12 protein-coding genes and 6 pseudogenes are annotated in these 22,567 nt (G+C 47.3%); 7 read left to right on the forward strand and 11 right to left on the reverse strand.

Features of this window, described 5'->3' with window-relative positions; translation table 11 throughout:
• The first annotated feature begins 57 nt into the window (after positions 1-57).
• On the forward strand, positions 58-741 hold the full coding sequence (locus KT99_RS17580; protein ID WP_005502800.1) for a single-stranded DNA-binding protein: 684 nt from the start codon (positions 58-60) through the stop codon (positions 739-741).
• A gap of 357 nt (positions 742-1,098) precedes the next feature.
• Here KT99_RS17580 and KT99_RS17585 read toward each other — a convergent pair whose 3' ends face one another.
• A complete protein-coding gene (locus tag KT99_RS17585; protein WP_005502802.1) occupies positions 1,099-1,635 on the reverse strand; it encodes a DUF2059 domain-containing protein in 537 nt (178 codons plus the stop codon).
• Positions 1,636-2,011: 376 nt separating this feature from the next.
• A complete protein-coding gene (locus KT99_RS17590; protein WP_005502803.1) occupies positions 2,012-5,083 on the reverse strand; it encodes a M9 family metallopeptidase in 3,072 nt (1,023 codons plus the stop codon).
• A gap of 455 nt (positions 5,084-5,538) precedes the next feature.
• Here KT99_RS17590 and KT99_RS21130 point away from each other — a divergent pair.
• Both KT99_RS21130 and KT99_RS17600 read left to right on the forward strand, forming a co-directional pair.
• A pseudogene (locus KT99_RS21130) lies at positions 5,539-6,208 on the forward strand (zinc-binding dehydrogenase); the annotation flags it as partial.
• Between the two features lie 191 nt (positions 6,209-6,399).
• On the forward strand, positions 6,400-6,837 hold the full coding sequence (locus KT99_RS17600) for a hypothetical protein (RefSeq protein ID WP_005502809.1): 438 nt from the start codon (positions 6,400-6,402) through the stop codon (positions 6,835-6,837).
• Positions 6,838-6,898: 61 nt separating this feature from the next.
• Here KT99_RS17600 and KT99_RS17605 read toward each other — a convergent pair whose 3' ends face one another.
• Positions 6,899-7,921, reverse strand: a complete 1,023-nt coding sequence (locus KT99_RS17605; RefSeq protein WP_005502811.1) for an aldose epimerase family protein — start codon at positions 7,919-7,921, stop codon at positions 6,899-6,901.
• A gap of 75 nt (positions 7,922-7,996) precedes the next feature.
• Positions 7,997-9,161 (reverse strand): annotated as a pseudogene (gene galK / locus KT99_RS17610) (galactokinase).
• Positions 9,162-9,501: 340 nt separating this feature from the next.
• Here galK and KT99_RS21135 point away from each other — a divergent pair.
• Positions 9,502-10,317: pseudogene (locus KT99_RS21135) on the forward strand (ISAs1 family transposase); the annotation flags it as partial.
• A gap of 34 nt (positions 10,318-10,351) precedes the next feature.
• Here KT99_RS21135 and KT99_RS21140 read toward each other — a convergent pair.
• The 5 genes and pseudogenes from KT99_RS21140 to KT99_RS17645 form a co-directional block, all read right to left on the reverse strand.
• Positions 10,352-10,797 (reverse strand): annotated as a pseudogene (locus KT99_RS21140) (sugar-binding domain-containing protein).
• Between the two features lie 482 nt (positions 10,798-11,279).
• Positions 11,280-12,387 (reverse strand): annotated as a pseudogene (locus KT99_RS17635) (IS91 family transposase).
• 138 nt (positions 12,388-12,525) lie between these two features.
• Positions 12,526-12,813: pseudogene (locus tag KT99_RS23050) on the reverse strand (tyrosine-type recombinase/integrase); the annotation flags it as partial.
• 252 nt (positions 12,814-13,065) lie between these two features.
• Positions 13,066-14,691: a cation:proton antiporter family protein gene (locus tag KT99_RS17640; RefSeq protein WP_005502825.1), complete on the reverse strand. Its 1,626-nt coding sequence runs from the start codon at positions 14,689-14,691 to the stop codon at positions 13,066-13,068.
• A 129-nt stretch (positions 14,692-14,820) separates the two neighbouring features.
• Complete coding sequence (locus KT99_RS17645) at positions 14,821-16,662, reverse strand: protein-disulfide reductase DsbD (protein WP_040572171.1); 1,842 nt, start codon at positions 16,660-16,662, stop codon at positions 14,821-14,823.
• Positions 16,663-17,060: 398 nt separating this feature from the next.
• Here KT99_RS17645 and KT99_RS17650 point away from each other — a divergent pair, with 398 nt between their 5' ends.
• The gene (locus KT99_RS17650) at positions 17,061-17,651 is read left to right on the forward strand and encodes an FxsA family protein (protein ID WP_040572172.1); all 591 of its coding nucleotides are present in this window, start codon (positions 17,061-17,063) and stop codon (positions 17,649-17,651) included.
• A gap of 11 nt (positions 17,652-17,662) precedes the next feature.
• On the opposite strand, the gene KT99_RS17655 is transcribed toward KT99_RS17650, so the two are convergent.
• Entirely contained in the window at positions 17,663-19,495 is a 1,833-nt protein-coding gene (locus KT99_RS17655; RefSeq protein WP_005502828.1) for a protein kinase domain-containing protein, read from the reverse strand.
• Between the two features lie 361 nt (positions 19,496-19,856).
• On the opposite strand from KT99_RS17655, the gene KT99_RS17660 reads away from it, so the two are divergent.
• On the forward strand, positions 19,857-20,210 hold the full coding sequence (locus tag KT99_RS17660) for a hypothetical protein (RefSeq protein WP_005502833.1): 354 nt from the start codon (positions 19,857-19,859) through the stop codon (positions 20,208-20,210).
• 219 nt (positions 20,211-20,429) lie between these two features.
• The gene (locus tag KT99_RS17665) at positions 20,430-21,128 is read left to right on the forward strand and encodes a thiopurine S-methyltransferase (protein ID WP_005502835.1); all 699 of its coding nucleotides are present in this window, start codon (positions 20,430-20,432) and stop codon (positions 21,126-21,128) included.
• A 282-nt stretch (positions 21,129-21,410) separates the two neighbouring features.
• On the opposite strand, the gene KT99_RS17670 is transcribed toward KT99_RS17665, so the two are convergent.
• The gene (locus KT99_RS17670) at positions 21,411-22,436 is read right to left on the reverse strand and encodes a porin (protein ID WP_040572175.1); all 1,026 of its coding nucleotides are present in this window, start codon (positions 22,434-22,436) and stop codon (positions 21,411-21,413) included.
• Positions 22,437-22,567: the final 131 nt, after the last annotated feature.

Here is a 22,567-nt window from a genome sequence, read left to right on the forward strand (position 1 = left end):
GTGTTTCGAGCAGGCACAAATTTACAGTAATTAGTAAGAATATCTCAGGAGATTTCAATGGCCAGTCGTGGTGTCAATAAGGTGATTTTGGTCGGTAACTTAGGGAAAGACCCTGAAGTGCGTTACATGCCAAATGGCAATGCCGTAGCCAACTTTACAGTGGCGACGAGTGAGTCTTGGAAAGACCAACAAGGTCAACAACAAGAGCGCACCGAGTGGCACAATATTGTCATGTATCGTCGCTTAGCTGAAATTGCAGGCGAGTACCTGAAGAAAGGTTCAAAAGTTTATATCGAAGGTAAATTGCAGACCAGTAAGTGGCAAGATCAAGCAACGGGTCAAGACCGTTATAAGACTGAGATCAATGCTCATGAGATGCAGATGCTCGATAGCCGTGGTCAAAGTGGCGGACAGCAAGGTGACTATGGTTCACAGCAGGCTCAGCAGCAATCGTCTGGTGGTTACCAACAGCAGGCGCCTCAACAGCAGCAAGGCAGTCAGCAGCAGGCAACACAGCAAAAACCTACTCAGCAGGATAGTGGTCAGCAACAAGCTGCACCACAACAGCAGGCTCCAGCTTATGCGCCCAAGCCTCAGCAAGAAGCGCAAAAAGCACCACAGCAGGCGGCTTCTAAAGCGGATCCACAGCAGCGTCCTGCGCCTCAGTCACAACAGGCTGCGCCGCAACAGAATTTCACCCCAGATCTTGATGACGGTTGGGATGATGATATCCCGTTCTAGCAGACGGTTTATTTAAAAATGTACTTCTTCTGCATGACTCTCAAACCTCGCTATGGCGGGGTTTTTTATGACCTTTAATCGAGACTGTGATAGCTGGGATAGATCTTTGCGCTTACTTTTTACGAAATTATTATTACCCGAAAGTATTACTCCTTTCTTCTAGTTTTTATTTTTAGCCGTAATTTTAGCCATTTTGCTGGTCGTAAGCTTGCGGTTTGCTGTTACTGTGGACCCGTGCGTATCTCTCATAATAATAATACATGCGCCTGTACATTCGTATTGAGTGAGGTACATAAGCATGTAATATGTTGCTTTATGTGGCGTTTGTATAGCTTTTTAAACTTGGGATAGAGACAGCTAGTGTTGCTGACCGCTAGTCGACTGGCTAATATGGGATTTTTCAATGCCAGTAGCGAGCTCGAGTTGAGTCACAATCTGGTTAAACTCACCCCTGATCTCTCTCATCTCTGTTTGCACTATGAGACTGGATTGCCTCAGGGTCGTTGGCATATTTCTCAGGTACTTCTTGCCTGTCGCGGTGCGGTAGAAGGCGGCGATATCTTTAAGCTCTCGCTCCTGGTAAGTACTGGTATAGAGCGCAATAAACTCAGGCTGGATCCGTTCCCAGTTGAGTCGCTTGTTAGCAAGCTCGAAGGCTTGCTCCCTGTAACGGGTCTCAATCTCTCTATGTGCTCTCTTTAAGGGCAGATCTTTAACCAGATGAGCATAACTAGCCTTGAGTTGATACATGGCTTGGGGGATCACGTCTTGGGCTAAGGTTGCATCGAGTACAGCCTGGGCTGCCGCTCGATGAGACGGACTGATCTCATTATTATCGGTAGCGAAAGCGGTATTAGAAAATAGGATGGCTAAGGTCAAAATATATTTTTTCATCACAACTCCTGATGATTAATACCATTCCATATAAGTATCTGGTCAGTTCAGAGACTCTCGGTTTTTTCAATTCAAGGCGCATTGATGAGGAAATGGTTATTCCCTTTTAAGTCAATGTAACACCGAAGTGGAAACACTGAGAGCCTCACGCAGTGCGGGTTTCAAAGCCCTTTATGCTAGGTTGAATGTTCTCGATATACGACTGCATGGATGCAGGAGGTAGAGCAACGCAGGAGCTTGTTGCCGAGAATAACTATTAACTTCAAACATTCGCCTTGCCTACAGCGCTTTGAACTCCCGCTGAATGATCAGATATTTACGCGGAATGGTATAAGGAACCTAGCCCCTAAGATCTAAGAGCTAGGCTGTTCATTGGTTACTTCAGATCTGCCTGAATGGCCACACCTGAGCTGGTGACTTCACTTTCTAAGGTGATGTAATACCAACCTTCACTCGGGTTATTCACAGTGAAAGACTCACTGGTGCTGGCAGCATTAGTAGAGGAAGCCGAATTAGACTGAGCACTCGGCCAGCTAGTGCCACCATATAGGCTCACATCGCCAGTTCCATGACCTGTGCTTACGGTAAGTTCAGTGCTACCTGCATAGATCCACATGCTGTAGTAATTCGCACCATCGGCGCTACAGAGCGCCTCAGCGGATGTGAGTCGTCCATCACTGACTGGGTTGAGTGTCTGACAGGCATCATCGATATTAGCGTTCGCTGGTGGTGTCACAGGCGGGATAGTGCCGCCACCTAAACTAACCTTGATGGTCGTGGCGCTATACTCACTATCGGTATCGACCACTATGTAGCGCCAGCCTCTGTTCGCCGTCACTTGAATCGACTCCAGGTTACCCGCATTAGTCGAGCGGGCGTGCGCATTGTTAGCATCGGCCCAGGTATCTGCGTTGTAATACAGGCTCGCATCGCCGGTTCCACCCGATGTAGTGATGGTCAGTTGAGTATTATCTTCCTCGACATAAACATAGAAGCTGCTGCTACCACCACTGATACATTCATCTTTACCGAATGTCAGTTGGCCATAACTCATGGTCGCAGCGCCACAGTCCAGAGCTGGATCTGGATTCGGAGTGGTTCCACCGCCTTGAGCCGGATCGGGATCGGCAAACACCTCAGTTGTGCTCATTAAGAGGTCGAGTCCGCCGAAGTCACCGGAGAGGGTTATATAATGCCAATACTCATTTGGATTCAGGGTGACCTGTATCACCTCATGGTTACCATTGTCTATGCCGAAACCATCATTAACCTCACCGCTCGCCCAACCTGTGGTGCTGTAATAGATATCGGCATCGCCCCAACCGCCGCCCGTCTTGATCCATAGGGTCTGGTTGCTTCGGTCGACGTTGGCGAAGGCAAAGCTGGCTCTGCCATCTTGTGAGTCGATACACTCCATGGGCTGATCTATAACCAAAGATGCATCAGGCGTGTAGCGATAGGTTTCATTGGTCACTGTACATGGCGAGTAGTCCTTACTTATGCTCGAAACCGGACCAGCCCAATTGCCTTCTGTGCCACTCGCTAGAGAGGCCGCATCGGATGGACCGTGATCGACTATGCCGTTATCGACGGTACTTAAACCACTGGTCAGCCAGCCTGCCCATTCGTTGTCATATCGAGTACCGATATTGTCCATAAAGTTTTGATATTCTGTGTATTGATCGTTCCTTAGGTAGGCTAAAATCTGATCAACATCGGCTTTATGATTCTCAAACATGAAGCGCACTGCCAGGTAGCCCCAGCGATAGATACGGTCCTGACCCGAGTTGTAGTTATTGTTGAATATGGTTGAAAGTGGGAACTCTCCGGTTTCACCTAAGGTGATTGCCCTAGTGTTGGCGTCACGGTAAGAGATGTATTCGGCTAAGCCTTCGATCCACCAGATGGTGTCGACCGAGATGCCACGACTGAAATCACCATGGAGGTTATAGCGTCCATCTAAGTAATGTACGTATTCGTGTTGTAGGTTCCAGATGTGGAAATCGGGTCTGCGCCACTCGGCCTCATAGGCGATAAAACGCGCCTGATTCTTAAGACCAGCTGGTGAGCCTTCCAGATACATGCCGCCATTGTTGGTGGCGATGCCGAAGAAGGTACCGGCATAGGATTGATAATCGCTCGAACTGTCGAATACGACCAGCTCCAGTGCGTTGTTATTGTCATTTGCGACCGGAGTGCGGTTAGTGGCCAACTTAGTATGGAAGTAATTTTCCTGGTTACCGAGCACACCACATGCCCAATTCGCCTGATCACGGTACATACTCTGAGCGCGCATCTTCAATGTTGAAGAGCACTCCCAGTTGAAGGTCAGTGTTTCAGCCTCCAGCTGCGCCTTGAAACCGCAGATATTGTAATAGTTACAGTTACTGCGATCATAATAATCGGCCATCTCGGCGGCGGCCATCCAGATCACTTTCGAGGCATCGTTCTTACTGCTGCTGTCGAGTACTGCCTTGACCAAGGTGCTGACTCGGCTCTTCATCTCAGGGGTGTGATACAGACGAGACATCTCACGCACGGCATTGGTCAGCACATATTCGGCATCGGTACCCACCAGGTGACGATTGGCTAATTGGAAGCTATTTAGGGCATCGAGAATGCTATGGTCAGTGGCAAACAGTGCCTTCATCGGCTCATCCCACTGGGCGCGGAACAGGGTAGTGAAAACCGAGTTCGCGGCGGCATTCATGCCGAAGTTAACTTCCCAGCTGGCATCAAAGCGGCTAAGCACCTCTTTAGTGATGTGATTGAAGTCGGCGCCGAGTCCAATGGAATCGATAAGGATCAGAGCTTCCTTCAGTACGCCAGAGTTCTCCGTAGATACGGTCCAGATATTGCCATTATTGAACAGGGCTGTTATTTGAGTCTTGATGTCAGACTTAACAGCGCTCGAGTAGGCTGGTACATCGCTGGGGCTATAGAACTGCACGTAGAGTGCGGCGCGTTGAAAATAGATCAACGACTCGATACCTGTGGTATCTACTCCGGTATAGCCAGTTGCACGGTCACGCACGGCTGCGGCGACAGTGCGCATAGTAGACTCACTAAATAGCGCAGTGGCATCCGGGCCTTTCAGGTTGTAGAGCGGGCTGACACATTGAGGATCTGAGCTCGCAAGTTCAATCACCAGTTCATTGCCGCTGAGACCGATAAATGCGCTGCAATCGGTAGCGGCCATAGGGCCACTGAGTCCGACTGGGCCCGGCGATGCGAAGGCCGATGCGAAGGCCGATGCAGATTCTGTGTTGGCCCAGGGAGAGCCGGTTCGAGTCAGGGCTGAGACTAGACTCGATGCTAGTGTGGGTGAAGTTAAGGATGCTGAGAGCCGATTCGAGGCTAGATTAGTCTCGTCATGACTCGCTGTGTTACTCATTACACTGAAGCTTGTTGCCAAGCCAAGTGCGACGACCAGGGTGTTAAGTTTCATGGGGTCTCCATTATTCTTGATTGCTCCAGAGGCCTATTTGGCCTAGGAGTTAACTGTCTGCTGAGCAGATCTTGTTAGTGTTGTAGATATAAAGAAGTGACCACATGCATGACATCCGACTATGCAACACTTTCCTCAGGTGATGGTGTAACAAAAAGGTAACAATATAGGTAAGGGATATAATATACAATGTAAAGGTGATCGTTTTTTGTTCGAGGTGAGATTTAATTTATAGCGGTTTTGTTTAACTAACTGAGTTTTATGTGATTTTAAAATTAATAATAAACTAGAGTTTGCTTGTTAAGCATTTACTGATTATAGAGAGCTTGAGTTAATAGATGGAAATCTCTCATTTTGAATCTATTGATTCGATTCATTAACGGGTGTATGTATAACAAATCATAAATAGAATTCTAAACTGACTATGCTTAACACCTCGCTACCCCTAGATTATCTTCATGTTGATTTCGAGCATCCCGGAAACTTTCTTCACCGTGTGGGGTAACCTGTTTATGCGAGCGGGTTTGCAATCTGGAGAAACCGTGCTTATTCATGGTGGTTCAGGCGGGATTGGTAGCGCGGCGATAGCCTTAGTTAAAGCATTCGGAGCCAGAGTCATAGCCACATCGGGCAGCGATGAAAAAGGTGACTATTGTCTGAGTCTGGGGGGCCGATTTAGCCCTCAATTATCAGGAAGGTTGTGTGCAACCTGTGATGGAATACACCTCAAACTTTGGGGGGGGTGAACTTGGTTTTCGATATCGCCGGTGGCGATTTTATCAACCCAAATTTGAAGGCGTTAGCCGTCGATGGGCGCATGGTGTCTGTGGCCATGCAAAGAGGGTCACAGGCGCAAGTGGACATATTTAGGAATGGCTAAGCGGATCACCTGGACAGACTCAACATTGAGGCCTCAGTAAGGCCAATATAGCTGCAGAGTTACGGCAAAAGGTCTGGCCATTACTGGAGCTAACTCGAGATGGTGAATCCTGTGGCAATAAGCTAGTGCCAAATATATCGGCTCGATTTTCTCTTGCAGACAGTGTCGGATCGCATCAACTGATGGAATCGGGTCGGCACAGAGGAAAAATAGTGTTATCGGTCCATGGAGAAGAGTCTGATTGAAATGTTTTTTGTAATATAGCCGAAATATAACTGCCATCAGGCTAGTTCACTATAGCTTATAGGTTTCCGTGGTTTATTTATTGTGGATTAAATTATTTTCACACAAAAAAACTTGAATAATTGAGTCTTTAAGCTAAATTCGATATTAACTGAGATATTAAAAATGTGTTGATTTAAGGGTATTGGCATATATGTATAACACAACAAAAACACCAGTATGGTATGGCGAATTAAGAACGGCTCGAGGCAATGCAATTGTCATTCATGATAAGCAGTTTCCTGAAGCTAAAGCGGGTCGTATTTATCTTTATAATGCGGTGAGAGATACGATTATCGAGTATGCCGAAGAGATAGTATCGGGTAATCTGCATGATCTCGATAAGGCAAAAATCAAGGCTGCCGAAGATGCCTATGGTGCAGCCTGGGACTCGGCGCGTTCAGAATTTATGGAGAAGCATCAGGGTTGGGTCGACGCGAATGCGACTAAGCATAAGCCTCTCATTACCAAGGCAAAGGCTAAATCAAAAAAGCGAGATGAGGTCGATGCGGCCTCATCAGATAATGAGCCTGGCTCTGAGAGCCTGGACAGAGAGTTTGCTAATGACTGGTCCGGCGGGCTCGAAGAATAAATTGTCTAATAATTTGTCCGCTGTAAGGACCTAGCACCTAAAGCCTAGGCGCTTTTCTAGCTTAAAACGTCTTAAATTCATAGCGACTGATATGGTGGTACACCTCTGCTGGTTTTATCCAGGGATCGGCCTCCAGAGTGGGCTGATTGGCACCGTTGGGAAGTTGTTGGGGCTCGATACAGATGGCGTGATGTGCTTTTAACGTGCCTGAGTTACCTTCAAGGTGATTGGCCCCGTAAATCTGCACACTGGGCTGATTGGTATATAGCGTCATACTTCTACCGGACTCAGGTGCGCTGAGGCAGCCAAATCGAGTCATTTCTGAGCCTGAACCGTTAGTTAGGTAGCAGTGATCTATTCCGGATGTGGAGACCAATTCTTCATCATTTTGGACGATAGAGAATATTTTCGGTCGGCGAAAATCCAGCAGAGAACCCGAAGCATCTATCATTCCTGTAGGAATACCTGAGTCGTCCAGAGTGAGCATGCTGGTGGTATCTATCTGTAATTGATGTTCTGCGTTACTCGTGGAATCACTGCCCTCAAGATTGAAATAACTATGTTGAGTCAAGCTAATGGGACAAGGCTTGTTGACGGCGGCGAAGATCTCCATATAGAGATTATTTCCCACCAATCGATAATCTAACTGCACATTACAGATCCCCGGGAAGCCCATATCGCCATCGGGGCTGACTAAATTAAGGCGAATGCCATCCGGGAGTTGACCCATATGCCAGTGTTTACGATTAAAGCCCTCGCTCCCTCCATGGAGGCAATGATTCGCATGATTGATATCTAACTGATATTCATCTTCACCGAAACTCATCTTGCCATTGGCTATGCGATTGGCATATCTGCCGGCAATAGCACCTAAGTGAGCGTCTTGTTTGAGGTAATCTTCGATGGAGTCACAGCCAAGCACGATATTACCTCGCTCGCCATGACGATCTGGAGTCCACAAGGAACGTATGATGCCGCCTAAGCTCAACACTTCCATGGCTATGATGCCATTATCTATCCTGACTCGTTCAATTTGACCTCCGCGAGGATCGGTCCAGGAGTCTAGCGGGCGAAAACGTACCATGGGATATCCTTAAATTGAATTATGTGCAGCCAAGATTTCGCTTCTTAGGCCCTGAATTCTAATAACCTTAGTCTGTTAATAAACCTCTTCATCTACTCGGGTCGCGCCAGCGCTGGCCGAACACAGGTAAACTGTGGCCTCTAATCCTGTTTTTGTTGCGTATTGACTCTCAACCGCTTCGACCACAGCATCGGTCAAGGCATGATCCACTAAGGCAACGATACAACCACCAAAGCCTCCACCTGTCATTCTCACACCGCCACGGTCGCCTATGACTAGTGAGATGATGTCGACTAAGGTATCGATTTCGGGCACAGTGATCTCGAAATCATCACGCATAGAGGCGTGGGATTGGGCCATCAGCTTGCTTAATTTAGCTATATTGCCCGCTTCTAATGCATGGCTGGCATGTTGCGTTCTGCGATTTTCGGTCAGCACGTGTCGTGCTCGTCTGTAGCAGACACCGGACAGCTCAGATTTCGCGGCTTCAAGTTTGCAGAGTTCTACATGCCTGAGGCTTTCGACGCCGAAGTGATCGGCGACTTCTTTACATTGCTCGCGTCTTAGGTTGTATTCAGAGTCGACGAGTCCGCGCTGAACATTTGAGTTAACTATGATAAGGCTCAGGCTGTCGGGAATATGTACCGGCTCGCTGTCTAAGTCTTCACAATCTATCAGTAGGGCATGATCTTGCTCGCCCAGGGCGCTGATCATCTGATCCATGATACCGCAGGCGCAGCCTACATACTGATTTTCACCGCGCTGAGCAATCTGGGCTACGGCGAGGGGGGAGAGCCTAAGCTGGCTGCAATCATTGACAGCGGTGCCGAAGGCTACCTCTAAGCGCCGATGATGAGAGGCCTGCACCTAAGGGCACATTGCTAACCACTGAGATATCGAGTCCTTTCGCCGTGAGTCCGGCTGCTGCCATGGCTGCAGTAAAACCTTTTAGGTAATTAACCCAGCCATCATCAGGATTCATGGCGCCCTCTTGACCGAAGGTCCACTCTTTTATTTCACCGGGGAAGGCGTCGGATACGGCGCGATAGAGATCATCATCCCGACGCTTTACGGCGAGGATCGTATGGAAATTGATGGCGGCGGGCAAGACAAAGCCGTCATTGTAATCTGTATGTTCTCCGATCAAATTCACCCGGCCTGGAGCCAGGTAAAGATCGTCTGCTGTTGTGCCAAAGGTTTGCACAAATAATTTGTTCGCGCGCTGTGCGGGGTTCGACATGCTTTAAAGCTTCTCTTATAAATTGTTTGCTCAATAACTGCCATGAGGCAGGCGTTTAAATACGGCACTTGTTGATCGCTTTATTTTACTTGTTTGGTGTATTGCCTGCTAAATGTGTAAATAAATATTACATAGGTTTTTATAGCATGAGTAAGCCAAGGCTGTAACGGAGTTTTTTCGACATTTTTATGCAAAATAGATTAATTAATCCGTTTATAGTGTTTTTTTACCCTTTTTATAGGTTAACCCTTATGTCTCTGTGCACGGCAAGATCATTATAAATTGAACTTTATGCTCAAGTAGCGATCAGATCACCAAATACTCTTTTTTGGTGATGTTAATGACTGCTACTTTTTTAAAACATTTTGATTCGATTGCGGATCCCCGTATTGAGCGTTGTAAAAAACATAACTTATTAGATATTATTTTACTCGCTATAAGTGCGGTTATGTCAGGCTCTGAAGGATGGGAAGACATTGAAAACTTTGGACATCTAAAGCTTGATTGGCTTCTTCAGTATCGTCCTTTTAAAGCAGGTATTCCTCGGCATGACACTATTGCCCGTGTTATCTGCCGATTAAAAGCGGATGAAATAGAGAAAGCTTTTCAAGCTTGGATTTCTTCTCTCCTAGAAGGTACTGGTTGCGATGTCATTGCCATTGACGGCAAAACTGCACTTCATACTGTGAGCGCCTGGAGTTGTCAGCATCATCACGCTCGATGCTATGGGATGTCAAAAAGAGATAGCAAAGCTAATCGTTAAGCAAAAGGCTGATTATATTCTAGCGCTTAAAGGTCATCATTCTGGTCTACAGGGCGAATTGAAACAAGACGTTGTCAGCAAGTGCTGGTTAATAAAAGTTGGTTAAATAATAAATATCAGTGGGTTGGCTTAAAAAGCATTATCAAAGTGACATCAGACGTACATGAAAAAACGACAGGTAAAGAGACCACTGAAACACGTTGGTACATTAGCTCATTAGATTTAAATGCAGAGCAGGCGTTATCTTCTGTGCGAAATCACTGGCAAGTAGAAAGTATGCATTGGGTGTTAGAGATGACATTCAGAGAAGATGAATCACGGTTCCGTAAAGGCCGAGGTCCGCTTGCTTTTAATGTGATGAGAAAAATAGCAATGACCTTGTTTAAGCAAGACCAGACCAATCTTGATCGCCTTAGTGTTAACATTCTTAAACACCAGAGCGCAGATAAAGGCGGCGATCACGGCCGAGAAGGCGCCGGATAACCAAGACGGCATCGATATCGACAATTCTCTGCGGCTCGGTGGCGTAAAGATAAACACCTCTCTCTATGCCACTCATACGCAGCATATCTTGGCTTTCAAGATAACTGGCATCGCTCCAGCGGATGAACTTCATGGCGATCAGGTTGTTACCCGCTGTCAAATAATCAGAGATATCAAATTCGGCTGGGGTCTTGGCGCATTTGGCCAGGTCGTAGTGAAGGGGTAGCGTTCATCCAGGTAGATGGCATGGCCATAGCCCTGAGTTTCCCAGTTGCCGGGAAACTCAATAGTGCTCCAGCCTGACTCATCGAAGGAGGCGCTGGCAAAGTCGGACGGCGCAGACTTAGGGTTTTTGGCGTAATGAAATTGCCAGATCCCGTTGAGATCCAAAAAATTGCTACTGTTACGATACTCATCTTTAGTGGCCTTGCTGACCGAGCTGTATGGAAAAAAGCTGGCGTGGGGGCTTCTTTATTTACTTCAAAGATGGTGTGGTCTTGCCAACGATCGGCAGCGGCAATTGAAGGAGAGGTGACTAAGGTGGTGGATAGCGTAACTAAAGCGCAGAGAGTGGTTATATTATTTTGGATTAAGTCTGTATTGGCTTGGTTCATAACGTATAAGGATAGGCCGCGCGCAGCCGCGTCCTTATCCCAAGTGTTGAACAAGCCCGAGGTCGGGGTTTAGTCATACTCTTTATTAAGCAAATAGCTGAGCGAGGGTTCGTTATGCTTGAGGCCATAATAGGACGCATATTTTGTTTTAGTCAGCACGCTGCCTTGATCTAATGACCAATCATTTAACTTGTTTAATATCAGCCTGCTGTGTAAATCCCTCCTCTTTAGTTAATACATTATCCTTATACTTCCAGCTTAAACAGTGGCGTTAGGCTGTGATCGTTAAGCTTGTCGGTCGGCTGTTTCCTAAACCATTTTGATGTATACCCATAAAGCACATCGGCTGATGGCAGCAGGGGCAAGTTCGTGTCGCTAAAGCTCGTTTTACCTTTGCTACTAACGGAAATACCGCGCCTGCAACAGCCAGCATGAGCTGGATCTGTTGTCTAAGTTGGCTGCAATTCCCTCGAAGTAGCCCATAGTCTCTTACTCGTCGTAAGCCTTTGGGTAGTACATGTTGCAAGATCAGATAAATAAATTTAGCCGCTGGTAACGTGCGGGTTTTACTGACCTGGGTTTGACTGTCTTGATAGGAAAAACTGACTTGGCCATCGATGTCGCTGATGATGTTGTTATCGGGAAGAACGCCGCGATAAAGATAACGTGACAGGTATTGAAGCGCCGGCAAACCTTTACCCACATGTCGACAGTCGACCACCCATTTCTTGGGGACTGATGCTGGTAGTTGGATATCCAGTTTATGTGTCAGATGTTCTAGTAACCGTGCTCGCCACACTGTGGCAAGGTTGAAGGCGTTGAACAGGTACTTGCCTTTGCTCTTGCGCCACTGTTTTTTGTCTTTGTTAAAGCTGCCAGCAGGGATGATGAAATGGATGTGAGGATGGAGGTCTCTGCGTCTGTTGTGAGTGTGTAATACGCCGGTAAAACCAATGTCACCACCGAGTTGCTTTGAGTTGTGTGCAAACTCTTTCAGTACACTCGCCGCCACCGAGAACATGGCTTGACACATCGACTCTGGTTGATGTTTTACAATGACTCTAAGCTCAAAAGGTAAGGTGAAAGTGACCATGTAGTATTCAACGGGGAGGAGTTTAGCTTGTTGTTTAGTAAGCCAGTCTTGCGTGGTGTTGTGCTGGCACTGGGGGCAACTGCGATGACCGCATAAAAGCGGAAAGTCAGCGGTATGAGTACAGCTCTGACACGCCCAGTGACTGGTGCGCTGAGTATTATTTTGGCAACTGAGCATAGCATAAATCGCTTGTCGTATAGTCGTAGTGATTTGTTGCTCGTATCGCTGGTTAAACTCATCAAGATGGTCGCGTAAAATGTCGATGAACTTCATGCGCCACACTCCCATTTCAGCACTAAACAGTGCTGCTAACTGATTAATAGCCTTTACCGTGTTCTTGCGGGTAATTTGAGTCAGTCTGGTGTAACGAGCGGTAGTGTTAAGGCTGTTATGGCCGAGTAAGGTTTGCACCGAACGTAAATCGAGACCTTGCTCTAACAGGTGTGTCGCATAACTATGACGTAGGTTGTGAGGGCTGATGGATTTGTGAATGTTGCACTCTCCGATAACCCGTTTTAGCGCCTTTTGAATACCGCCTTTGTCTATCAATGAGTCAGGCTTACCATCTTTACCAGGAAACAGAAAACGAGGATGGTGATGGGTTTGCCAGTAATATCGCAGTGCCTGCAAGGTACGTTTAGGCAAGGGGACGAATCTGTCCTTGCCGCCTTTAGCATCACGAATATGCACCTGCATCATTTGTGAATCGATTAAAGAAGCAAAATAGCGCTTCAAATCATCAGTGGTGAGATTATCGGGACAACAATCAAAGTAGGCTGCAATACGCCTTATTGCACTAGTAAGTATTTAGGATGGGGAGATAGAGATGGTTTTATCTTTCTGCCGCATAGCGGCTTCGTTCAACAAGGTATTTCCCATCTTATGCAGATAGGAAATACCACACTAGGTTGTTAGGATGATGTATACAATGCCAGTTTTCTTGAGTGTACATTAACTCTTATTCTTGATCTCTTCGGCGTTAGACCGAGCTACATGGGACTCTGGCAGCAGGTCGTTGACCACATGATCGACAAAACCGGCACCGGCGGCTTCATAGAGGTTATAGATACTATGGACGCCAGACTCCTTTAAAGACTCCCCATCTTCAGTATATTGCACGATGGCACTTAGCTTACCCTGATAATCTAGCCTGCGTAGTTGTTCGGCGGCAAACAAGTTACCTATATGGTGAGGCATGGCTAGCAGTACCAGTTCCAGGTTGGGAGCGTGTTCGAGTTTCTCCCAAAAATCGGTATCCGAGGCATCTCCTTGAACCACGTGACGCCCTAGGCTCTTATGATAGTCGACCAGATCCTGTTTATGTTCTATGCCTAATATTTCGCCATCAAACTTGGCTGCTAATTCATCATAGGCACCGCTGCCTATTCGTCCCATGCCTAAGATTAAAAAGCGTGGATTGCCTACTGGGATCTGGCGATCTTCAGGGTGAAGAGGATGCTTTTCAAGCTGCTGTAATTGGCCTTGGTATTGCTGATATAGACGACTGGAAATGGCATTTAAAGGTGCCGCCAACAGGAAGCTGATGCTCAAGGCGACAGCCAAGATCACCATCCATTGTGGCGGTAGCCAGCCCTTGCTGGTGGCCACTGCCGCGACGATCAAGCCAAACTCACTATAGTTACCTAAGTTAAATGAGGTCATGAGCGAGGTGCGGGATCTGAGTTTGAAACGGGTCAGCAGATAGAGGAACAAGCCTATCTTCAATGGGATCACTAACACTAAGATGGTCGCCAGACCTATGTCTGAGATGCTAGGCAGGCCGTTGAGACCTACGGTAAGGAAGAAGGCGACCAGGAAGAGTTCCTTAAAGTAAAACAGGGACTTTGCCAGCTCAGAAGACTTGGGGTGACCCGCGAGTAAGATGCCGACGATCAGGGCGCCTAGGTCGGGTTTAAGGCCGACTATCTCAAATAACCAGCCACCGAGAACCAAGGCCATGACCAGGCCAAACAGTACCAGGAGTTCACCGTGACCGACACGGTCGAAAGCCTTGTAAATAAGTGGCTTAGCAAAGGGAAGTAGGAGTAAACCTAAGGCCCACACCGAGGGGATTTCCCCCTTTGATATCGTCAGGAAAGCGACGGCGAAGATATCCTGCATGATGAGAATACCTATGGCGACACGTCCATAGAGAGACTGCATGTCACCCTTATCTTCCAGTACTTTTACCGCAAAGATGGTACTGGAGAAGCTCAAGGCGAAGGCTAGCAGGGCGAGCTGATTGAAATCCAGACCGGTGACTTGATCTAGCCCTATCATGCCTAAGAGCTTAAGCAGTGGGATGAAAAATAGCATGGAGCCTATCATGTGTAGACTGGATCCTGCCCAAACCTCGGCTTTAAACAGGCTCCTGATGTCTAACTTGAGGCCGATGGCGAAGAGCAGCAGGGTGACACCTAGCTCGGCGAGTCGCTCGAGCAGGGGCAGGCTGGATTCATCTATGCCAAACAGAAATAGTACAAAACCCGCAACGAGATAGCCTATCAAAGGTGGCAGTCCGACTCGGCTGACAAGCATGCCACATGCCAGAGTGATGATTAGGATGGCGGGTTCCATGTTTCTCCTGAACGGGTTTGAGTTAACTACCTCTTATTGTATAAGAATTTGATGAAGTTTAAATGAATATTATGGCTGAGGAGAAGAACCTAGGCACTAGATTCTAGAATCTAGTGCCTAGGTTCTGTATTACTGACTAAGAAGTATATCTAAGTGCTTGGAAAAATCTGCAGGTTTCATAAAGCCTGTGACTCTTAAGTCGTCCCGGCTCTGGCCCGATGCGTCAAACATCAGTAGCGTAGGCAGACCCAGCACATCATAGTGTTCCAGCAGTTCGATATCGATAGCATCATTTTTGGTGACGTCAGCCTGAAGGAAAACAATGTTAGCCAGACGAGCTTGAACCTGAGGATCTTTGAAGGTGATGGCCTCAAACTCCTTACAGGCCACACACCAATCGGCATAGAGATCTAACATCACAGGCTTGCCCTGGGCCGCGGCTTTTGCTACTTCGGCGTTCAAGTCATCCAGAGACTTGATGCGCTGATGAGATATGTGTTGCTCTGAGACAATCGATGCGCCTGAGCTGTGATGACCCAAGTGAGTCATCACAGCCTGAAAGCCGTAGGAGAAGCTGGCAAGTAGCATCAAGGTCAGTAGAACCGCACGGGTCGTTTGCTTCCAGTTAAACTCGGTGAGTTTGTTTTGGTGCATCAGGTAGCCGACTAAGGTGACTCCCCAGATGGACCAGAAGATATCTGAGACTAGCCCCGGCCAGATCCGGCCTATCATGACGATAGAAACGGCGATGAGCAGGAAGCCAAACACGGTCTTGATGACATCCATCCAGTGGCCAGCTCTTGGCAGTAATTTACCGCCTGAAGTGCCTATGATCAGCAGAGGTAAGCCCATGCCCATGCTTAACACATACAGGGCCAGGAAGCCTTGTAGCAGGTCACCTGTCTGTGCCACATACACGAGTGCGCCGGATAGGGGGGCGGTAGTGCAAGGTGAGGCGACGAGGCCCGAGATCACCCCCATCATGAAGACGCCAATCACATTGCCGCCTTTCTGGTTATTGGAGAACTTGTTCATCTTCTCCTGCCATTTGGACGGCAGTTTTAGCTCATAGAGGCCAAACATCGACAGGCTAAGGACGAAGAACAAGATAGCCAGCACTATCAGTATAGCTGGGTGTTGCAGCGCGGCCTGATACTTCATTCCCGCCGAGGCGACCACGAGTCCGAGCAATGAGTAAGTGATCGCCATGCCCTGGACGTAGACCATTGACAGGCTGAAGGCCTTGGCCGTAGATAATTTCTTGCCTTGACCGACTATGATCCCGGATAGGATAGGGTACATGGGGAACACGCAAGGGGTCAGTGCCAAGCCGATACCGAGTCCGAAGAAGATGACCAGAGTCCACAACAGGCTATCACCGGACAACATCTGGCTCAGGCTATCTTGCTGGGTGACCGGAGCTTGGGAGCTTGTCGAGTCGGTAATGACTTGCGTATCAACAAGTTTCTCACCTGTGGGAAGCTCGCCGGTGAGTGAACCGTCATTGGCTGCGACTTTACTGAGTAAGGCGGTTTTCTTGGTAGGAGGGAAACATAGCTTGCCTTCGGCACAACCCATAAATGTGACGTTAACTGTGCCACCTTCGATAGCCTCTCGGATGGTGATGGGGATCTCGACATAAGAGTAATAGACCTCTTGCTTGCCAAAATAGTCATCGGTGTGATCTTTTCCCCGTGGAATCGATATATCACCCAATGTTGCCCCATCGGCTTCAAATTTGAGCTTGTCGCGGTACATGTAATAGCCATCGGCAATGACCCAACTGACGGTGAGGCGCTCATCTTCTTGTTTGAAATCGAAGACGAAGGCTTCATCCACACGCATCAACTTAGGTTCACCTTTGAGGAAGTCGAACTTATTGCTGCTGAAGATCCCCTCGCTGTGAGCTAACGGCGTTAACAGCAGGGAAGTAAAAATTAATGAAATAGCTAAGGTGACTAATTTTTTCATGGTTGCTTGGTTTCTTGTTTCCATTTAATACATAGGGTGAATCAATATAACTAGCGGTATTTTTTTGTGCTAATACTGTAATAAGTTAAGCGTGAGTCACTTCATTTACCCAGTTTATATATTCAGGTAAGCTAGTATGGTTAAACTATTCGTTTCATCACACTCAGAGAAAATGAATTTTCTGCAGCGGTTTACGTCTGTTTAAGGGACATACTCTACGACTTTTAATTGATGCTTGCATTAAGACATAGCTAAAATAGTGAGCTTATCCATGAATCGTCCAGTCGACCCTGGTGAAATTGCCTGTGTTGTACTTGAAAATAGACCCGAAAACCTCCATTTAGGTTTCATATTGGGTAAAATAATGTTTATTCATCGTCAGTATTTGTGAGGTCAGTGTGTTTTTTCTTTTATTCGTTATTTTCGTTCTGGTGCCAGTCATTGAACTGAATGTACTGATCAGTGTGGGTGAATCTTTAGGTAGCTGGACTACCGTAGGTTTGGTTTTCTTCACTGCTATCGTCGGTGTCTCTCTGGTTCGCAGTCAAGGGCTTAGCACCTTAATGCAGGTACAGCAGAAGCTGTCACTAGGTGAGGCTCCCGGGCAAGAGATCGTCGAAGGTATGATGCTGGCGGTCGCCGGTTTACTGCTATTGATCCCTGGGTTCGTTACCGATTTTATCGGTCTGGTGCTCTTGACGCCCTTCACTCGTATTCCTGTCGCCGGTTTTCTCTATAAACGGTTGCAGGTGAAAGTTGCCACCAATGGTGGATTTCAAGCTGGCTTTGGTCCGGGGGGGGGCACTCAAGGCGGTAATCCATTCGCTAATCAAGGACAAGGTCCTAGTCAGGGCAGAAATCCCGAAGGTGGCGACACCTTCGATGGGGACTTCGAGCATAAGCCCGACCCCAGTGACAAGCTTCCCGAGATTGATCATATCCAGGATGGTAAAGATGAAAATAAGGAAGGCAAAGAGCCTAGGAACTAGAACCTAGGCTTCTAGGAACTGATTTTCGGATTTTTCGGATAAAAATACTCTTCCCTGCTGTTTATGTGGCTGAATTTTCGCGTATTCTTGTAGGGGAGTTTCATAAATCCAGATACTCCTTTCCCCGGGATCTTACCCACATGACTCAATATTCGGTTTAAACTGGCGCGAAATGCCGCCAGCTTTTTGGGATTGAGTAATCTTAGATAGCTGTGGATCTTCATATGATTAGGCTGCACCTCGAAGATGATGCAGCCTGTGTGGTGGATCCTATTTATCCAGGCCAGTTCGGTCATTATCTCGGGGGGGAGTTCAAGGTTTTCGTCCGGATCCCTGCCATCTTCGAAGTAGGAGTGCAGGCGAGACTTATCTTCCTGTGAGGGGGCACTGCCGACCTCAAATGGCAGCTGCTGCTCAGGGTCGATATCGAACGGTGTGTTGGTATCTTCCCGTTCCAGGTGGAGTGTGTCCCGGGCATTGAAGAAGCAAGCCTTGAAGACACCGATGCGGCGAATACCTCTGGCCAGAGTCACCATGTTATTAACGGCTAGTATTAGTGCTTGTTTCTCATTGGCCTTGTAGAGAGCCAGATTTGAGTCGACAAAAATGCCGGTTTCTCGCCAGTGGATAGCTAAGCCTCCCACTATCGAGTATTGACTCAAGCGGCCGACCGCGGCGATAAAACCTTTCTCTGTGTCTCCCATGCCCGCCATGAAATTACGGTAATATTTTTCCAGTTGCAGGTCGTCCATCTTCTCGATGGGATCTTCCGTGTTGTGCTCTCTAAGGAATGACTTCCTGGAGCTATAGATCACCGTTTCTACATCTTGGCCTTCAGAGAGCTCCCAAATAGGTATCTCTGCAATTAATGCAGGCCTCGGGATATCAGGCAGATGCAGTCTATGACTGTGAAGCATACTCTTGAGGAAGTAGTCACCGGCACGCTTACGCTGCTCGGGGTCATCACTGAGCATGCCATCTAAGGTTCTGGCCAGCTCTACCGGGAGGCCGATTGAGGTGGCCTTAATGACCTTGCTGCCAAAACGGCTGGATTGTCCGGATGCGATGGCATAAAGGGTCGCCGCCACACCTTGCTCATCGAAGCGAGTACTGGACAGTGCACCGCTCAGCTGCTCTTCACCGATAAAGTAGACATCGCCCATTCTGGCGTTGGTATGCTGATGGTCACTGGAGAGCAGGTCCATGACGTTACCATTGACCGGATTCCCTTGAGCGTCTCGTTGGGCGAACACGGCCGAGCCCCAATCTATGAGGGAGAGGTGATTATTTTTGACGTCGTAGACTAAATTCGAAGGCTTGATATCTCCGTGAACTAAGGGGCGACCATGATGAAGATACTGAAGTACATGGGCAAGCTGCCTGGCGATGCTCATCACCATATGAGCGGGCAATGCACCTCGTTTGAGGCAGAGCTGTTCCAGATCTTCCCCCGGTGCCCTAGCCATGACTAATATTCCTTGCTGACCGGCATGGGCAAACTTGATGGCTGGTGGAACATTAGGATGCTTGACCTGAGCCAGCATGAAGGCTTCCTCTTCCAGCCTGTCTTGCACATTCTGTGGCAAGGTGACCCGAGAGAATTTAAACACATGGGACTCACCCTGAGGATTTATCCCAGCGAACACGAAACCATAGGCGCCTTTACCTATGAGTTCTAAGGCGACATAGTCCAATTTTCGCAACTCTTGCTTACATAACCTTATCCAAGCCCTGTGCTTGCGCGCATCGTTAGCCTTGAGCAGATAGATGGATTGCTCTTCAGATATATAGAAGTGCTGCAGTTGAGGAGTGGGTTCAGGAGTCGTCTTTTTTGATGTGGCCATTGAGGAAGATAACGCTCATTCGCTGAAGTAAGATCGAGAGATCAGTATAGATCTAATATCACATAAAATGCGAGGCTCATCGCTATCAGTCAGTTAATCTATGCAAGCTGCTTTTTCTCAACATGCAGCTTAAGCCACTATCTTGGTATTGATGTTGAGATAGTTTCTCGAGTGAGCTTGTTTAGATCGGTTTTTGTCTCCTACGGCATTTTTTCGGGACCGTTATTGACCTAAATCAATTCAGCTTTAAACCTTGGGATGTAATCTTTTAGTTAATTAAAGTGCTTAACTCACAACGAGTCGCTTGCACTATAAATTAGCCTCAAGCCTTGCAGCGAGGCATCATTGAAGAGGAGGGCATATGCCGAAGATGGATAAGGCCCAATTAATTGAATTACTGGGATTTCCCAGAAAACGTATCCTACAATCTATGGAGCTGAACTCTTGCCCCCATGCTGGATTTTTCAATAGCAGCGATGAGCAATGCCTCCACTGCCATCAAGGCATGGAATGTACCTGGATGAACCATAATGATGAGTTGGTCGCGGTTGAGGAGAAGTCGGTGAAAGAGATTAAGCAGCAGTTGCTTATCGCCGTCGATTTTATCGACTCTAACCTCACACCGCATCATCTTTCGAGACGAAACTGTGAATGTGATAATTGTTCTTGGCTGAGGAAGACGCAAAAGCTGTTGGCGATAGATTATGCTGACTAATCTATGGGGGTGACCTGGCCTATTGCTTGAATCTTACCTCCCTTGTTACTCAAGCATTACTCGCAAGCCCTGAAGCCAAGCATTGAAGCTAGGCTTTACACATAAGCCGAGTTCCTATTAGAGTATCGACCAATGATAGCTCCTGCTCTTCAACCTTTGAGTACTTATTGGTACCGGGCCGAAGGCGGATTAATACAATTGGCATAATAGGACAGGTATATGGAACCCGGTTTTTGGCATGACAAGTGGGATGCAAAGCATCTAGGTTTTCACTTGGGTGAGGTCAATGCATTATTGATAAAATACTGGCCAGAATTAGCTTTAGGCCGTGATAGCTCTGGCTGTGACATCAATGTGTTTGTTCCCCTGTGTGGTAAGTCCCTCGATATGTGTTACTTAGCCGAGCAGGGCCACAATGTGCTTGGTTGTGAATTGAGTCAGAAGGCGGTCGAGCAGTTTTTCTCTGAAAATAACTTGCCTCACCAAATTGAGCCGTCTGATCCCATTAATAAGTTCACCACCGAGCAGGTGACCATATTACAAGGCGATCTATTTACCTTAGCTCCCGAGCAGTTTACCGAAATAAATGCATTTTATGATCGCGCCGCATTAATCGCTTGGCCCGAATCTATGCGCCTCGCCTATGTGGATAAAATTTCTGCACTCATACCCCCTAAGAGTGTTGGCTTGTTGATCACCTTAGATTATCCCCAAGAGGCGCTGAAAGGCCCACCATTTGCTGTGTCTAATGATTGGGTGATGGCGAATATGTCAGCTACATTCGAGATAGACTTGCTCAGCTGTGATGATGCACTGATGGATAATCAAAGATTCGTGAATAAGGACGTGCCTTGGTTGACTGAGTCGGTTTATAAGCTAGTCAGAAAAGGGCAAGGGGCGAGAACGCTTCGCTCCTAGAACGCTACGCTTCGAGTTCGTTCGTAAACTCACTTCTAGGACGCCAACAAGTTGGCTACGAGACAAGAGCTAAAGCTTTTTTTCGCAGGGCGAAGCCCGCCCTCGGAGGCGCTTTCTAGCCGTTCTAGCAGTGACGAAGTCACGTTCTCGTAGCTGCTTTTCTGCGTTCTCGTAGGCCGCCCTCTTAATTATCTCTTTTTCTAAGGCAACAAAAAAGCGACCATCAGGTCGCTTTTTTATTACGTTAAATTTTAAATCGTTTTAGAGCCATGGGCTCACCGATTAGAAGTTGTAACGTACACCGACAGTGAAGATGTTGTCGTCTTCTAGGTCAACTGTACCTGTACCTATTTTATGGTCGCCTTCGTACATAGCGTAGTGGCCATATATCAGAGTCGATTTAGCGATCTTATAGTCGGCACCGATAGTGATCACCTGAACATTGACGTCAGAACCATCGGTATCTGTGATGTTCTTGTAGTACTTACCGAAACCAGCTTCATCTTTACCGTATTCAGCTTTTAGGTTAACGCCGTTTAGGTTGTAAGATACGTTGACGAAGTAAGAGTTACCTTCTTGATCTGAATTTGTCTGGCTTTCTGTGTTTTGGAACAGACCGCCTACTTTGAAGTCACCTAGCTTAACTTGACCCACGGCGCGGTAAGCATCTATGCCACCGATAGTGTTGTAAGCTATAGCTGCATAATAGCTTTGTGCTTTTAGCTTCTTGTCACCGATAGTCGCACTTAATGCATACTGGTCTTCGTAAGAAGTCTTGTTTGCATCGTTGGTGTAGTTATCTTCCATTAGGTAAGTGGCGTTCAACGTGACCAAGCCAGCAATTTTTGGCGAGTAGTACCAGACGCCATCGGCAGCACGAGTCTGACCACCAACCAAACGGTCGATATCAGCGTTGCTGTTACCGAATAGATCGATTCCGCCTTCGGCTTGCTTGAAGACTGAGTCATTACGACCGACGAGTACGGTACCCATTTCGGTTTTAAGACCTAAATACGTGTTACGCGCCTTAAATACGTCTTTATTTGTAGAAGTGTTCTCAACTTGAAATTCCATCTTGTAGATGATGTCGAAACCGTTAGCGATAGTCTCGCTACCTTTGACACCCACGTGTGAGAAGTTTGTTTCCAGTACAGTACCGTCTTTGCCTTCTTGAGTGGTAGCGCCTGTATCTGAGTCAGTCACAGATAGATCCAGACGACCGTAGAAGTTAGGTCCCTCGGCTAGTGCGCCGAATGATGCCAGAGTTAAAACTGATGCTATAGATGCAGAGATTAGCGTTTTTTTCATATTTAAGTGCTCCCAAGAACCTAAGTTCTTTTCCATTGTATAATGGTTATTTATGGTTTATTGCTCTTGCTGCAAGGATCCATCCTTGTAGCAAACATGGGGCCAGATTTTACAGTTTTATTCAATAAAAT

The sequence above is a fragment of the Shewanella benthica KT99 genome (genome assembly GCF_000172075.1).
Classification (GTDB): Bacteria; Pseudomonadota; Gammaproteobacteria; order Enterobacterales; family Shewanellaceae; genus Shewanella; species Shewanella benthica_A.